The organism is Mycoplasmopsis agalactiae 14628 (assembly GCF_000266865.1).
Classification (GTDB): Bacteria; Bacillota_I; Bacilli_A; order Mycoplasmatales; family Metamycoplasmataceae; genus Mycoplasmopsis; species Mycoplasmopsis agalactiae_A.
This window is the reverse complement of the sequence record NZ_AJPR01000011.1, coordinates 199,083-215,017: the sequence shown is the minus strand read 5'-3', so window position 1 is coordinate 215,017 and position 15,935 is coordinate 199,083. Positions and strand designations below refer to the sequence as shown.

Here is a 15,935-nt window from a genome sequence, read left to right as displayed (position 1 = left end):
ATAGGCTTTTTGGTTAATTATATTGTTTTTCAACAATGCTTTCGTTTTCTACAACAATAATTCTGTCGCCTTTATTTATACCATATGGCATTAGTATGTCTAGTGCCTTGTCGCTGTTTTCTTTAATTAAGTCAAAGTATTCTATTGAATCTAATGAAGTTCACACACTAGAAGTTATACCAAACTCACCTATCATATTAGCATCTTTTAATATGCCAATAATGATAGTATTTGGTCTAAATTTTGCTACTTCTTTTAATAATTGGCCTGTTCTTGATAAAACAACAGCAAATTTGTAATCGCCATAACGTGTTCTATTAGCTACTTCATATGCAATTCTAGCTCTCTTGTTTTCTCTTAAGTTAGATTTTCTTCTAACTTCTTCTAATTGCACATCATAGTAGGTGTTGTCATAAAATTCATTTTCAGCACGTTTATTAATGTTTGACATTGTGATAACAGCTTCTAAAGGATGAGCACCAGAAGCTGTTTCGCCTGAAAGCATAGTAGCATCTGAACCTAATTCAATTGCATAATAAACGTCAGTAACTTCTGCTCTAGTTGGGTGTGGATTAGTTTCCATTGAATCGAGCATTTGTGTAGCTATAATAACTGGCTTGCCGGCTTCACGACACTTACGAATCATTAACTTTTCAAAATACGGCACATCATAATAAGGAATTTCTAAACCTAAATCGCCTCTAGCTACCATAATCCCATCTGATGCTTCTATAATTTCATCAATATTATCAATACCTAAATGGCTTTCAATTTTGGAAATTATTTGAATATGGCTAGCATTATTATCAATTAATAGCTTTCTTAAATCATTAACATTTTTAGCTGAATTTACAAATGAAGCAGCTATATAATTAACCCCTTGTGAAATCCCAAATTTAACATCATTAATATCTTTTTCAGATAAAAATGGCAAGCTAAAGTCAACACCAGGAAGATTTATTCTTTTGTTTGTCTTTAAGTTATGTGAATTAAGTGTTTTTACTACAACAATGCCTTTAGCTACTTTAGTCACAACTGCAGAAAGCTTACCATCATCAAAAAGTACATAATCTCCATCACTTAGGTCTTTAGACATATCATATGAAACTGATAATTCTTTGGCATCGCCTTCTAATTCTTTGTATTTAGCTTCTGTTGTATGGATTTTAATTTCAGTATTAGCTGGAATAAATTGGGCACCGCCCTTCATTTTTCCAACTCTAATTTCTGGACCTTTAGTGTCTAGAATTAGTGAAACAGGCAAGTGCATATCTTCAGATATCTTTTTAGCTATTTTAAATTTATTTAAATGCTCTTCATGACTTCCATGACTAAAGTTAACTCTAATACATGTAGCACCTGCTTCAATTAAGGAGCGCATTGTATTATAGTTATCGCTAGAAGGGCCAATAGTAGCAACTAATTTACTTCTTTTGTCTGTTAAATTCATATTTATTCCTTTATCAATATAACTTTAGTTATATTTATATCTATTTTAATTTTACTTATATTTGAAATTTGTTTTTTATTTTTGTTCTGTTTTAGCATTAATTGTTATTATCCAAATATAAAAAAGCACCTTTGTGCTTTAATATTATGAATTGTTTGATGTTGAAGAGCTATTTTTCTTTAAATCAGCTAGCTTCACGGTGCCAATTATACTCTCATTGTATCCGTTTTCTAATTTAGCAGTTATTTTGACTGCAATTAATGCTTCGCCTTTAGAATCATCTAAATTAACAAACGGTGAATATTCATCAGTATTCTTGCCTTGGCCAAAATATTGTTTAAGATCGCTAAACTCTTTAATTACCCCATCATTTTCGCTAATTTTGTGATATGAAACAGTGTACTCCCCAGATGAAAATTTGTTTTTAATATCCTGTGAAGCACCATTTTTCCAGCCTAAATCAACTAACTCAATATAACCATTTGTTGTATTATGATAGTTATCATTTGGCGCAGTAGTTGATGTGTTGTATTTTAAACTAGAAGGAATAATATCTTTTAATGATTTGTTATCGCCAGCTAAGTCTTTTATTTCGATGTTACCTAAAGCAGTTGTTAATTCAGCATGCTTAACTTGTAATTTAGAAGCAAATTCTTTTGAAATTTCAACTTTTTTAGCACTGTTCAATTGACCTTCGTCACTAAACTGAGCATTTGGAACATATGTAAAAAGACTGTAATGAATGCTGTATTCATTATCTTTATTTTTAGTTATATAAATAGGTTTTTTGCTATCAATGCTAAATTTAAGAGGGTTTTTATCATCAATGCTTTGTACTGTGTGATTATAGTCTAATAAATCAGAAAAAATCTTGTGTGCTTTTTCAATTGATTCGGCTGAATCCTGCTTTTTCATAGGCAATTTAGTAAAGTCACTGCCTTGGCTGTCTGTAACTGAATCAAAAGAATTAATCTCTTTTTTAAGCAACTTATTTTTTAATTTCGAACTGACTCTAAAGCCATGTTTGTAGTCTGAATAATTTTGCAATAATTCATTTTGATTTTTTTCTATGTTAACTTTTTTAAAGCCAGTTAATTTATAGTCAACTCATTTTCAGTTAGCTTTTCTGCTGTTATATTCATCAGCACTAGAAACAGCTGATGCATCCTTTGAAGATTTTTTCTCAAAGTAAACTCTTAAATATAAAGTACCGTCGTAGTCATTTGCATAAGAGTGATAATAAATAAAGTGTTCGTTAGCTAAATCTTCTAATGTGTAGTTGACACTTTTGTTAAAAAGAGTAAACGGAATTTTATTTTTACTAAATTTTTTAGACTCTAACTCTTTTCAGTATTCTTTATCAGTTTTTAATGTAGGCTCTTCATTATCATTTTTTGGATAACCAAAAAATGAGATATAGGCAAATTCGCTAGCATATCTAGAAGAAATGTCAAAGTCTTTATGACTTGGATTGACTTTTAATTCTAAATGTCTTGCTCTATTTAAAACAGCTCCTGTTTCATTTGAATTAGCTTTTTTTACATAATGAAATGTTATCGCTGTACCAATTAGTGCACCAGCAGCTATTCCAAATCCAATAGAAGAGAGCAATACTTTCTTTTTAAATTTATCCATGTTAGCCTTTCATAAGTTTATTAACTTATTTTTTAAAAATATTCTCTTCAATAAAGAATACTAAGTCGTCTAAGCCTATTTTATTAGTGCTTGAAACTAAAAAAGAGTTAGTTGATTCATTAAGCAAATTAGAGTCTAAATATTCATTATGCTTTTTAACTAAAGCAGATTTTTCCTTTTGGTTTAATTTATCAATCTTAGTGTAAATCAGGTGAATTGGTAAATTAATGTCTTTTAAAAATACTATTTTTTCTAAATCAATTTTTGTTATGCCAGTGCGTGAGTCTATCAACAGAAATATAACCTTAGGTACTTTATCTTCTTTTAAAAAAGCATTAATCCAGTAGTTCATTTCTTCAATTTTTTCTTTTGATAACTGAGCATAGCCATAGCCAGGTAAATCAACTATAAAGCGCTCATCTTCTTGAAAATAATTGATAAACTGTGTTCGTCCAGGTTGTTTAGAGACATATGATATTTTTTGATTAACTAAAGCATTGAGCAGGGAGCTTTTGCCTACATTTGAGCGTCCTCAAAAACAGATTTGCTTGCAGTTTTCACACTTTATTCAAGTCTCTTTTTTTAAGGCAGATTTAACAAATTTTCACATTATTTTCCCAACTTATTTTTGTGTCTTATAACTGTAGAAGAGTACTCAATCATGTCATAATCAGGCATTATCAAAATCGTTTCTAAATCTTTATTCATGCTATTGTGTCCAGCTGCTAAAACTAATTCATATTGAAAATCAATATTATTTCTAGCTGAGCGCACTAGAAAGTTAGCCCCTAATTTTTTAGCTATTTCTGCTATTAAATCGTCTTTGTTAATTAAAACTTCAACATTTTTAAATTCTTTTAGCTTTTCTTTAGCTTCATTAAATCTTTTATCAATGTCGCTCACGCTTTCTTTATCCGGGTTAACTGAAACAATAACAAAAAGCTTGTCAAAAATTTTTAAAGCTTTTTTGACAATTGCAATGTGGCCTTCATGCATTGGGTCAAATGAACCAGGATAAATTGCGCTTTTCATAAATTTTTATTTATATAACTCAATTGCGTGTTTTGCAATTAATAATTCTTCATTTGTTCTTATAACATAAACCTTAACATCTGAATCAGGTGTTGAAATTAATTCATATTCGCCGATTTTGCCAAAGTTTTTGTTTTTGTCTAACTTAATGTTAGCAAAATGTAAGCTGTTAACAACTTGTTCTCTTAATTCAGGTGTGTTTTCACCAACACCAGCTGTGAAAACAATAGCATCCATTTTGTTTTCTAATTTGTTAGCATAGTTTGCGACGAAATCGACTATTTTTTGGCAGTATAGGTCAAATGCAAATTGAGCTCTTTTGTCGCTTTTTTCCATAGCAGCTAAAATGTCTCTAAGGTCATTTGAAATGCCTGAAACGCCTAGCATACCTGATTTTTTATTTAAAATATCTGTAAATTCATCAATTGAAAGATTCATATTTTTCATAACAAATTGGTGAATAGAAGGGTCAATGTCGCCTGAACGAGAACCCATCATAATTCCAGCTAATGGAGTAAGACCCATTGTTGTATCAATTGACTTGCTGTCTTTAATAGCACATAAAGAAGCGCCGTTACCAATGTGTAAGTTAATAATATTAACTTTTTCTTTATTTAATAATTCTTGCACTTTAAGTGTGATGTATTCATGGCTAATACCGTGAGCACCATAACGTTTGATCTTTAATTTTTCGCTTATTTCATATGGTATTGGGTATGTTGCATAAAGAGCAGGAATAGTTGTATGAAATGCTGTGTCAAAGTCTGCAGAAAGCTTTGCATGTGGCATAACTTTTTTAAATGCTCTAATAGCTTGCAATGCACCAGGGTTATGTAATGGAGCATACATTTTAACTTCATCAATAAGTTCAATTTCCTTATCGCCCAATTTTACAGAGCTATTGAAATATTCACCACCTTGCACAACTCTAAAGCCAATAAGTTCGATTTCTTTTGGATCAGTAATAATTTTGTTTTCTTCAAAAATTTCCAAAATGTACTCAACTGCCTTAGCATGGTCATCTAGCTTCACGCTTTTTTCAAATTTCTGGCCATTAAATTTAATTGCAATGTTACCATTGCCACTTTCGCCAATTCTTTCAGCTAGTCCGCTAGCTATAACGTTTAACTTTTCTTTATCTAATAACTGAAGTTTGATTGAACTGCTTCCAGCATTAATAACTAAAACTTTATTATTCATATATTACTCCTTGTTGTTTGCTTGAATTGCTGTAATTAAAACTGTATTAACAACATCATCAGTTAAGCTTCCACGTGATAAGTCATTAACTGGCTTTTTAACACCTGTAATAATTGGGCCTATAGCACCAAAACCACCAAATCTTTGAGCAATTTTATAACCAATATTTCCAGCTCCTAAATCAGGGAAAACTAATACATTAGCTTCGCCAGCAAAAGATTCGCCCTTGTATTTGCTTTTTCTTACGCCTTCATTAACAGCAGCATCTAGTTGAACTTCGCCTATTGCTTTAGTGCCTTGGTATGTTTTGTTAAATTCAACTGTAGCATCAGCAACTAATTTAGTTTCAGGTGTAACAGCTGAACCACTTGTTGAAAAGCTTAAAAATGCAACTTTAGGTTCATCAATAAATGCTTTAGCAAACTCTGCAGCATTATTTGCTATATCAACTAATCCATTTAAATCAGGTTTAGGATTTACTGAAATGTCACTAAAGAAGTAAAGTTTTTCTTCTTTGTGCATAATCATAACTGATGAAATAGTTTTAATTCCTGGCTTAGGACCAATTGCTTTAAAAGCAGCTCTTAAAATGTCAGCTGTTGAATAATTTAAACCACCAACAACACCATCAATTTCGCCTGTTGCTAAAAGCATCATTGCATAAAAAGGACGTGTGCTTAGTGCTTTTCTAGCAGCTTCGATGTCTTCTTTTCCTTTACGTAATTCAACATACTTTTGAGCCAATAGCTCTAATTTATTGGCATCTTTGTTCATGTTTACAACATTAGCTTTAGTTTCAATTTTGTCATCATTTTCAACTAATAATGTAATTTCTAGGTTGCTAAATTCAGCTAATTTATTTGCAGCCTCAATGCTTCTGTTATCACTACCATCAATAAGTAATATTTTAGTTTTTGGAAGTGTGTTTACTATGCCTTTTAGGCGATTTTCAAAATCCATTTTCAATGCTCCTTGGAATAATTAATAATCATTAATTATGTCTATAAAATAATGCTTTTATTATATAAAAAAATGAACCTATTGCTAGAATTCAATTTCTTAAATTTGAAACTCATATTTAATAGCCTTAGCTAAGTTTTTAAATAATCAAATAACAGTAAGTGGACCAATGCCTCCTGGTATTGGTGTATAGCCTTCTAATAACTGATACTCTTCAGGAGTTAAGGATGCATCGCCAACAAAGCATCTTTTGCCCTCTCTTTCAATCATGGTTGTGCCAGCATCAATTAATCATGCGCCATCTTTAATGTTTTCTTTTTTAACTAAATCAGGTTGGCCAGCTGCTGAAACTAATAAATCAGCTGATTCAACGCCTTTAATTCCGGTGTTTTTATTATATGTTGAAACTAGAGCACCTAATTTTTTAAGCAAAAATGCTGTAGGCTTGCCGACTAAATAACTACGTCCAATGACAGCAGCCTTTTTGCCGTTTAAATCTATTTTATAGTAGTTAATTAAATCAATGATGGCTGCTGCTGTTGCGGGTGTAAAGCTTAATTCATCATATTTATCATTATAAAAATTGAATGTGCTTTTTTCACACAAGCCATCTACATCCTTTTCTAAACGTATACCATTCATTATAACTTTAGGAGAAATATGCTCAGGCAATGGTAATTGCACAATGATGCCATCAGATTCTTCATTTAAAACATCAAGCTTTTTAAGCAATGAATTTTGACTAATATCTTCATCAAATTTATAAAGTGTTGCCTTAACACCTAATTCTTCAGCCTTTTTAATTTTATTTTTAATATAAAGTGAAGAAGCAGGGTTATCACCAACTTGTATAATTGACAAAACAGGCTGTCTACCAATTAATTTGGTAATTTCTTCAAACTCTTTTTTTAATTCAACAGTTCTCTCTTCGGCAATTATTTTCCCATTTAATATTGTCACAATTACACCTCCTTTTCATACTCAGCCAATTGTTTTTGATACTTTTGTAATTTTTCTTGTTCTAAGGCTATTTTATCTTTTGGAGCTTTAGAAATAAAATTTGGATTGCTTAGCATTTTTTGAGCACGGTCAATTTCAAATTTAGCTTGCTCTATTTTTTTATTAAGGTCTATTAATCGATCTTTTTTAAGAGTTTCATTTTCTTCTATTCATACTTTTATTTTGCCATCAGTAAAAAGAATGTTGTCATTTTCTTTTAAAAGCCCATTAGTCATGCGGTTTATTGCGTTTTTTGACTCTTCTGAAAGACTTTCGCTAACTCAATAATTTATAACTTCTTTTTTACTAATTGATTTTTCTTCTCTAAATCTTCTTAAAATTTTAACTACATTAATAATTAAGTCAATTTCTTTAACTTTAACTGAGCGGCTTAATTTTAATTCAGGGAACAACTCGTCCAATAATTCTGTTTTATAGATGATTTGGTATAAATGATCTGTTATAAAAGGTAAAAATGGGTGAGTAATAATAAGTAGTTTTCTTAAATTTTCTAAAGCATGTTTTTTGTTTGGATATATTCTTAGTAATTCAATATACCAAGATGAAAAGTCATTATAAATAAAGTTTGATAACTCAGTGCCTGCAATTGTAAGCTCATATCTATTCATTGCTTTAGTAATTTTATTTTGTAAATGCTTAAGCTTATTATTGATTCAAATATCAGCTGCACTAGGCTTAGAATTAGAATCATCATCAAGCATTTCAATATAGCGGGATATATTTCATAACTTGTTGCATAATCCCCAAGCAACTCTTACTTTTTCAAGTGAAAATCTTGTATCAAGACCAGGAGATGAATTTGTAACTAGGAAAAATCTTAGTGCATCTGAGCCATGTTCTTCAATTATTTTAGATGGATCAACTCCATTATTAAGCGATTTAGACATCTTGCGATTTTGCTCATCGCGAACCAAACCATGCAGTAAAACAGCCTTAAACGGTTTTTTATTGGTAAATTCCAAACCAAAAAAGTACATTCTTACTACTCAAAAGAAAATGATGTCATATCCAGTAACTAATAAGCTTGTTGGATAATATCTTTTAAGTAATTCATCACTTGCAGGTCATCCTAAAAATGAAAACGGAGCTATACCACTGCTAAATCAAGTATCAAGCACATCAGAATCTTGAATTCATCCTTCTCCAGGTGAATCAACTTGAACTTTTATTTCGTTATTTTTATACCAAGCAGGAATTCTGTGGCCTCATCATAATTGCCTACTTATGGTTCAGTCATGAATATTTTTAAGTCAGTTATTAACAGTTTTAATAAAACGCTTAGGATAAAACTTGACTTGGTCATCTGATTTTAGGTGTTCAGTGACTTTTTTAGCTAAAGCATCCATTTTAACAAATCACTGTGGCATAACTAATATTTCAACTGGTGCATTGCTTCGCTCAGAATAGCCAACATTAGAAACTGTTTTTTCTTCTTTGACAATTAAATTGTTATCTTTTAAATATTTAGCTATTTGCTCTCTGGCTTGTTCTCGAGTTAAATTATGGAATTGGCTGTTTGGGTAGTCAATTTTGCCATCTTTATTGATTGTCTCTTTTATTAGCAAGTTATGTTTTTTGATAATATCAATGTCTGCTTCAGCATGTGCAGATAATTTCATTAAACCTGAAGCGAATTTTTTATCAACATACTCATCTTTAATAATTACAATTTCTTCATTAGTTAATGGATGAATTACATACTGATTTTCTAAATGCTTATAGCGCTCATCACTAGGGTTAAAAACAACTGCAACATCACTAAGCAAGGTTTCTAGTCTAACAGTTGCTATAGTTACAAAATCATTGCTGTTTTTAATTTTGTACTTAATGTAGTACATAATTTGTTCAGTAGGCTTATTAATAACTTCAATGTTAGATAATGCTGTTTTTAAAACGGGATCTCAATTGACTGCTTTAGTATCTTTATAAATTAATCCCTTGTTATAAAGTTCTATAAATACCTTATTTACAGCATCATTGGACAATTTATCTAAGGTAAAACGCTCTCTTTCAAAATCAAGTCCAATGCCTAAAAGTTGTCATTGCTGTCTGAACTTATTAGCATACTCTTCTTTTCACTCTCAAATTCTGTCAAGGAACTTTTCTCTGCCTAAAGTATGTTTATTGACACCTTCAGTTTCCATCAAAATTCTTTCAACTTTGCTTTGAGTAGCAATACCAGCATGATCCATTCCAGCTATATAAAATGTGTCATAACCTTCTAGTTTTTTAAATCTTAAAATAGTGTCTTGAATATACTGGTCTAATGCATGCCCAATGTGAAGAGCTCCAGTTACATTTGGTGGCGGCAAGAGTAATGAAAAAGGTTTTTTAGTCAAATCATGCTGACTAAAAAACTTTTTATCTACTCACTTTTTTGATATAGCTTTTTCAAACTTTGAAGGAGTATATGATTTATCAATTACATCCATAGATAACTCCTTAAGAAATTATTGCAGGAAATTGGCTCTAATTTTCATATAGAAAACAAAAACAATTATACCATAATTGCTTTCATTATATATATGTTTAGATTTGACAAAATTATAAAAAGTGAAAAATATAGCCAAAAAAGTGGTAATTTTGTTATTTTTTTCTTTTTGTTAGCAAAGTTTCGCTTGTGCTGCTTTTAAGCTCTAAATATCTTTTGTACTGTTCATAAAGTTTTCCAGTTGAATTATTTTGAATTTCGCTTTCATCTCGTTTTATATCAACAATGATATTTTCAAGATCTAAAAATGCTGAATCTAGTTCATTTATATTAAACTCTAGCGTCTCTTCATCTTGATTATTTGCACCTTCATTTTCAGACACAACTCAAGTTTTATATTCACTAAATGATGAAACAATGTAGTGGTTTTTGCCAACTTTTATTTCTTCACTGAACATAAATTCATCATCATTTATTTCAAATGATTCATCGCTCTTATTATTTTGCAAATTTGCCTTGATTATAGGGTTAAACGGTCTTTCTAATATTTCTTTTGCGCTTCCGTGTTCAACGTCTTTATTATTTGCGATCATGAAAGCAAAATCAAATGAAGGAGACTTTAGTACTCTTTTATCGTTAGTAATAAACATAAAACTATTGTTATTTAATTTCGATAATTCGTCAATAACTCTAATTAGTTCAAGCTTTAAATTAATGTCATCAATGCTTGGGTCATCTTCAATTATTACTAATCTTGGCTTACTTAATAATTCACTAATAAAAGAGAGCTTAATTTTGTTAGTATACGATATCTTATCAGCTGACTTAACAAGGTTGGAAATATGAATAGATGATTTTTCGAATATGTCTATAAAATGGACAAATAAGTAAAAACTATTAATAGTTTTTTTGTCAAAAAAACGCTTGTCAAATAAAATTGACTTAAGTGCTAAAATTTTGTTAAAAACACTAGCAAACGATAAGTGGAATTTTTTAAGATTGCTTAAATTTTGGGCAAATGTTGCAAATTGTTCATTCTTAATTTCTGAATGATAAACTATTCCTAAACGAAGATAGTTTCATACTGAACCTATCTTTTTCATATTGGCTGTTATCTTGGCAAATTTATCAGCTACCTTTTTAACATCAATAAAGAATTTCTTGCTGTTTTTTGTTGTTAAATTAAAAGTGTTCTTAATTATTCCTAATCTTCAGTCAATCTCGCCGCTTAATTGTTCAATTCTGTTTTTTAAGTCATTCTTAATTTGATCAAACTTAAAGTTGTCTTTAACTTTATAAAATTTATCTTTTGTATCTTTGATAGTTTTTAAATTATTAGCAATGTTTTTCTTAATATCTTTTTCTCTATTGCTTGATAATTCAATATAAAAATCTAAATTGAAGTCAAAGTTGTCTTCAATTTCTTGATAAATTTTATAAGGCTTGTCAAATTTAGGCAAACTGCTGTGATTTATGATGCTGTTGTCAATAAAAATCTTGAGCTCTGTTTTAAACTTATTAATTAATTTTTGTATTTCATCAGAATCCAAGTACAAGAGCTTGCTTTTTTTAGATTTCAAGCTCTTGTAAATATATTTTTCAGCATAAGATTTTCGCATTAAAAATTGATAGTGCAATGAATTTTTGGGATACTTGCTAGCTTTAAGCATATCAATATTGCTCATATGATTATACTTATCACATAGATATCTTAATTCTTCATTGGCATTGGCTTTTAGTTCAGCTGCTAGCCTGTGTAATATTTTTATACCGTTAGCATTGTCCCTAATAATAAGCTCTTTTTTAACATCAATCATAGTTGGATTACTAAGCTTTTTCATAAAGTTGTACTGATTTTGCAACAAAGTAAGCTCACTGTCGCCTAGATAGTCAACATTGTTTTCAATAGCATCACTTAAAAATATAAATTTTTCTAAAAATGTTGTTCCTGCTTCTGAAACATGGCTTAGTATCTCGAAAATACCTTTTTCATATTCGTCTCTATACTTTTCCAAGAGTTTATTGGCACTATCATAATCTTTTGCTTTCAGCGCCTTTTTAATTAAGTCAATGTAATAGTTTTGCCACCTTTCAATTTCAACTAATGCTGAGTAAAATAAGCCTATTTTAGACTTAAATAAGTCAAAAATATTGCCTTTTACTATATATTCATATTTCTTTAATGTTTTAATAATTAAATCAAGAATGCTATCACTTACATATTGCTTTTTTGATAAAGTAACAAACTTTAAAAATGAAGGAATGTTAGTAAAAGCTGCTAAAGCTTTTGATATGCTAAAGTAATTAACGCCTGATAAAGCTTTCTTGCCTCTTACATATTTATATGAATAATTAGACTTTACATTAGGCAAAAAACATGAAACCATTTGGTTAGGATTATCATTTAATATTTTTCAAAAATTTCCATCAAAAAAGGTTTTAGAATCATCATTAACTAAAAAAACTAATCTTTCATTGTTAAAGATTTTAATTTTTTTAAGATCAACATTATTTTTATATTGACTATTGCTAATGAAGCAGTTGTCAAAATTTAATGCAGTATTGACTCTCTTATTTTCAATCTTCATAATATGTGCCTAACCTTCTTTAATGATTTATTTATTTAAAGTTGAATAGATAATTCATTAAAATATATAATACAATTATAACCTAACATATGGGGATGTAATGGCTTCGACATGCATTGGGTTTTATAACAATTAGTGGTCTTGCAAACCTAAAGGCAACTAGGCTTAATACGTGCAAACGATAAAAAGTCAGAAGAAGTTCGTGTTGAACTTCCAGCATTTGCAATTGCAAATGCAAACTCAAACCTTGCTTTTGCTTAAGAATTAGCAGCAAGTGGTTTATGCAAAGCGTCCAATTTGCATAAATCGGTTTACTGGACTAGTTTTATCTAATGTGTCTGTAGGTAAAATGAAATTTTAGACACAATACTAAATTAAGTTTGTTTGTTTTCTTAATTTAGTATCGCTAAAAATAAACTAAACTATGAAAAGTTGTTATATATTCTTGGTGTGTGGACTCGGGTTCGACTCCCGACATCTCCACCATTTGCAATCAATTGCACCAAAAACAGCATTTTTTGCTGTTTTTTCATACTTTTTTCCACTTTTTTAAAAAAGTGGCACTGTTTTAAAAATCCTTTTTGATATATTAAGAAGAAATTTTTTTAAACACAAAATAATTAAAGGAAATAATAAAATGAATAAGAAAAAATTAATACTAATTAGGGGGGGGGGGGGCTCTGTTTGCTAGTTCTCTTCCTTTAATTGCTGCTTCATGTAATAAAAATAGTGAAAAACCAATGGATAAGCCAGCTGATATGCCAACTGATACCCCATTAGATATGCCTAGCGATCAGGGCGAACAAAACAGCGCACCAAAGATTATAAAAACTGATATATCAAAACTAAAATTAGATATAACTTCAACTAATAATACAAGTAAAAATGATGTCTTGGAAGCTCTTAAAAAACAAGCAGGTTTAGAAAACATTACTGAAAGTGATTTTGAATTTAAATTAGAAAAAAGAGCTTTACTAAATAGAGAAGGAAAGATTGTTATTGCTTCAAATTCTGATTCTGAATTAATTGATGGGAAACTTGAAATTTCAATCAACAAGCTTACTGAAGTAACTCCCAAAAAACATGTTTATAGTGCAGATAAAACAGAAGTTCTTGAAATTGGATATGATAAGCATGGCAAAATTGAGCAATTTAGTAGAAATGTTAAAAAAGTTCCAGAAATCTTGCCTGAAGAAGTAATAAGCTTAGAAAGCGCATTTGATCGTAATTGAAGTGGTACAATCCAAGGTTTGGATAAGTGAGATACTTCAAACATAGAAAATATGAGTAAAACATTTTTTGGAGCAGTTAACTTTAATACTGATATATCTAACTGAAAGACTGACAAAGTAAAATCAATGGATTTTCTGTTTTCAGGTGCTAAGAAATTTAATAAAGACTTAAGTAAGTGAAACACTTCTAATGTTACAAATATGAAAAAAATGTTTCAAGAAGCAGAGGTATTTGATGGAAATATATCAAGCTGAAACACTCAAAATGTAACAGATATGTCATTTATGTTTGATGGGGCAAAGGTGTTTAATCAAGATATCTCTTCATGAAATGTTGATAATGTGACCACAATGGAAAAAATGTTTCAAAAAGCCTCTAAGTTTAACAAACCAATTTTTAAATTAGTCAATCCTAAAGTTAAGAATATGCAATACATGTTTTACTTAGCAAAAGAATTTAATGATTCAAATATTTCAAATTGAAACACCATATCTGTTAATGACATTAAATCAATGTTCAGAGGGGCAGATAAATTTAATCAACCTCTGAACTGAAAAACAGACAACATCACAGATATGTCTAATGCATTTGCTGATACCCCAATATTTAATGGCGACATAACAAAGTGAAAAACTGATAAGGTCATTGATATGAGAGGCATGTTTCAGAATGCTAATAGTTTTAACAGAGACATATCAGATTGAAATATTAAAAATGTAAAAAATGTATCTGGCATGTTCACAAGAGCAGGGAGTTTCTCGCATTCATTAAAAAAATGAGAATTCCAAGATGGAGTTGAGCACAATAACTTTGCAAATGGATCAAAAATATACAATATGCAAGATAAACTACCAACATTCAAACCAACTAAAACCAAATAATTTACAAGCACTATTTTCCGTGATTAATGTAAAATTAGCTTATGAGCAATTTAGATAATGAACAAGAAAAATCTCGCTTTACTACCTTTGAAGAAATTAAGGATATAAAGATTTTATCTACCGAAGAAATAAGTAAGCTTAATGAAACCGATAGAGATACTCTTGTACAAGATGCTGTCCAAAATTTAGATGAATATACAAGATCTAAATATGTAGAAAACAAGAAGAAAATTATTGTTTCTTCCTTGTTAGTGTTGGCGTTGTTCCTTTTGATTGTAGGAACAATTGCAATTGTTGTTTACAAAATTCTTAATTCTTAATGATTTAATAAAGCAAAAAACAGGCTGTAAATATTTAGCCTGTTTTTTTATTCAATTGCGTAGTGCTCTATTTGATTTGATAAAAGTTCTTCTTCAAGGTCTTTTAGCTGTGTTAATTCTTCTTCTAGTCTTAATGCTGTTGCCAAATTTGGCTTAGTCACAGGGTTTTTAGGTGCAAATAGCTCACATGTTTCTTTAGCTTTTTCAATTGAAATATCATAGGTTTTAATATGCTTTGCAATATTAATTGTTTCAACTTTATCATTAGCAATAAGCGGCCTTAAAATTAATAAATCACTAGCACTTGCAATTGTTGATAAGCTTTCAATTGTTTGACTAGCTACTTGTCCTAAATTTTCACCATTTGATAAAACCATGATATTTTTGCTCTTAGCAAATTTTGAAGCAATTCTATAAAAACTACGTCGCATTAAGTTGATTCTGTAGGATTCATTAGATGTAAAAGAAATGTAGTTCATTAGCTTAGAATAGTTAGCTAAATAAAGGTGGCTTTTGCCTTGATATTTAGATAACACAGAGACTAAATCTTTTATTTTGACAATTGTTTTTTCATCGGTTTGTGGCGGCGAAATAAAAGAGAGAAAGCTTACTTTTAGTCCTCTTTTCATAAGATTAAAAGCAGCAACAGGACTATCAATTCCGCCTGACATTAAGTGTAGTGTAGAGCCACTAATTCCGACAGGAAGACCGCCTAATGCTTCATAACTTTTGCTAAATAAATATGTTTTATCTGAACGCACTTCAATGTTAATATTGCACTCAGGATTATGAACATCTACCTTAATTAAAGGGTAGTATTTTAATACAGAAGCGCCAACTTTTTGGTTAATCTCCGCGCTAGTCAATTCAAATTTTTTGTTGTTTCTTCTAGCTGATATCTTAAATGTCTTATCGTACTGATTCACCAGTTTTATAGCACTATTAGTAATTTTTTCTAAGTCATTTTCACAAAAAATTACTGGGCTGTAGCTAGTTATTCCGAAAACATATTGTAATTTTTCTAAGTTAGATTCAGAGTATGTTAAAAACATACGATCATATTTAGTTTCTGGATATTCACCAGTTATTAGTTTAATGTTTCTTGCTAATTGAGTTATGAATGAGTCTCTGTTTTTTCCCTTAAGTGTTAACTCACCATATCTTATTAAAATTTTTTCATACATA

At 29.9% G+C, this 15,935-nt stretch carries 12 protein-coding genes and 1 other RNA gene; 3 read left to right on the top strand and 10 right to left on the bottom strand.

The annotated features are described in order from the left end of the window. Positions 1–13 precede the first annotated feature (13 nt). The 9 genes from pyk to MAGB_RS02920 form a co-directional block, all read right to left on the bottom strand. Positions 14–1,450 carry a pyruvate kinase gene (gene pyk, locus MAGB_RS02960; RefSeq protein WP_004024322.1) on the bottom strand — a complete coding sequence of 479 codons (1,437 nt, stop codon included), beginning with the start codon at positions 1,448–1,450 and terminating at the stop codon, positions 14–16. Positions 1,451–1,594: 144 nt separating this feature from the next. Beyond that, a complete protein-coding gene (locus tag MAGB_RS02955) occupies positions 1,595–3,085 on the bottom strand; it encodes an MAG1430 family protein (RefSeq protein WP_004024321.1) in 1,491 nt (496 codons plus the stop codon). A gap of 25 nt (positions 3,086–3,110) precedes the next feature. After that, positions 3,111–3,695: a ribosome biogenesis GTP-binding protein YihA/YsxC gene (gene yihA, locus MAGB_RS02950; RefSeq protein ID WP_004024320.1), complete on the bottom strand. Its 585-nt coding sequence runs from the start codon at positions 3,693–3,695 to the stop codon at positions 3,111–3,113. After that, positions 3,695–4,117 (bottom strand): pantetheine-phosphate adenylyltransferase, encoded by a 423-nt coding sequence (gene coaD, locus MAGB_RS02945; RefSeq protein ID WP_004024319.1) that lies wholly within the window; start codon positions 4,115–4,117, stop codon positions 3,695–3,697. The genes yihA and coaD overlap by 1 nt, the downstream gene beginning before the upstream one ends. A gap of 6 nt (positions 4,118–4,123) precedes the next feature. After that, complete coding sequence (locus tag MAGB_RS02940; RefSeq protein ID WP_004024318.1) at positions 4,124–5,317, bottom strand: acetate/propionate family kinase; 1,194 nt, start codon at positions 5,315–5,317, stop codon at positions 4,124–4,126. Between the two features lie 3 nt (positions 5,318–5,320). Further along, positions 5,321–6,277 carry a phosphate acetyltransferase gene (locus MAGB_RS02935; protein ID WP_004024317.1) on the bottom strand — a complete coding sequence of 319 codons (957 nt, stop codon included), beginning with the start codon at positions 6,275–6,277 and terminating at the stop codon, positions 5,321–5,323. Between the two features lie 99 nt (positions 6,278–6,376). Continuing rightward, positions 6,377–7,237, bottom strand: a complete 861-nt coding sequence (locus tag MAGB_RS02930; protein ID WP_004024316.1) for a bifunctional 5,10-methylenetetrahydrofolate dehydrogenase/5,10-methenyltetrahydrofolate cyclohydrolase — start codon at positions 7,235–7,237, stop codon at positions 6,377–6,379. 2 nt (positions 7,238–7,239) lie between these two features. Further along, the gene (locus MAGB_RS02925; RefSeq protein ID WP_004024315.1) at positions 7,240–9,729 is read right to left on the bottom strand and encodes a valine--tRNA ligase; all 2,490 of its coding nucleotides are present in this window, start codon (positions 9,727–9,729) and stop codon (positions 7,240–7,242) included. A 154-nt stretch (positions 9,730–9,883) separates the two neighbouring features. After that, complete coding sequence (locus MAGB_RS02920) at positions 9,884–12,316, bottom strand: MAG1360 family OppF-related protein (RefSeq protein ID WP_004024314.1); 2,433 nt, start codon at positions 12,314–12,316, stop codon at positions 9,884–9,886. 91 nt (positions 12,317–12,407) lie between these two features. Between MAGB_RS02920 and ssrA the strand changes: the two genes are divergently transcribed. The 3 genes from ssrA (at position 12,408) to MAGB_RS02910 (ending at position 14,750) form a co-directional block, all read left to right on the top strand. Continuing rightward, positions 12,408–12,802, top strand: a transfer-messenger RNA (tmRNA) gene (gene ssrA / locus MAGB_RS04215). A gap of 254 nt (positions 12,803–13,056) precedes the next feature. Then, on the top strand, positions 13,057–14,430 hold the full coding sequence (locus MAGB_RS02915; RefSeq protein WP_004024313.1) for a BspA family leucine-rich repeat surface protein: 1,374 nt from the start codon (positions 13,057–13,059) through the stop codon (positions 14,428–14,430). Between the two features lie 41 nt (positions 14,431–14,471). Then, entirely contained in the window at positions 14,472–14,750 is a 279-nt protein-coding gene (locus MAGB_RS02910; protein WP_004024312.1) for a hypothetical protein, read from the top strand. A 47-nt stretch (positions 14,751–14,797) separates the two neighbouring features. Here MAGB_RS02910 and thiI read toward each other — a convergent pair whose 3' ends face one another. After that, a complete protein-coding gene (gene thiI / locus MAGB_RS02905; protein WP_004024311.1) occupies positions 14,798–15,934 on the bottom strand; it encodes a tRNA uracil 4-sulfurtransferase ThiI in 1,137 nt (378 codons plus the stop codon). Position 15,935: the final 1 nt, after the last annotated feature.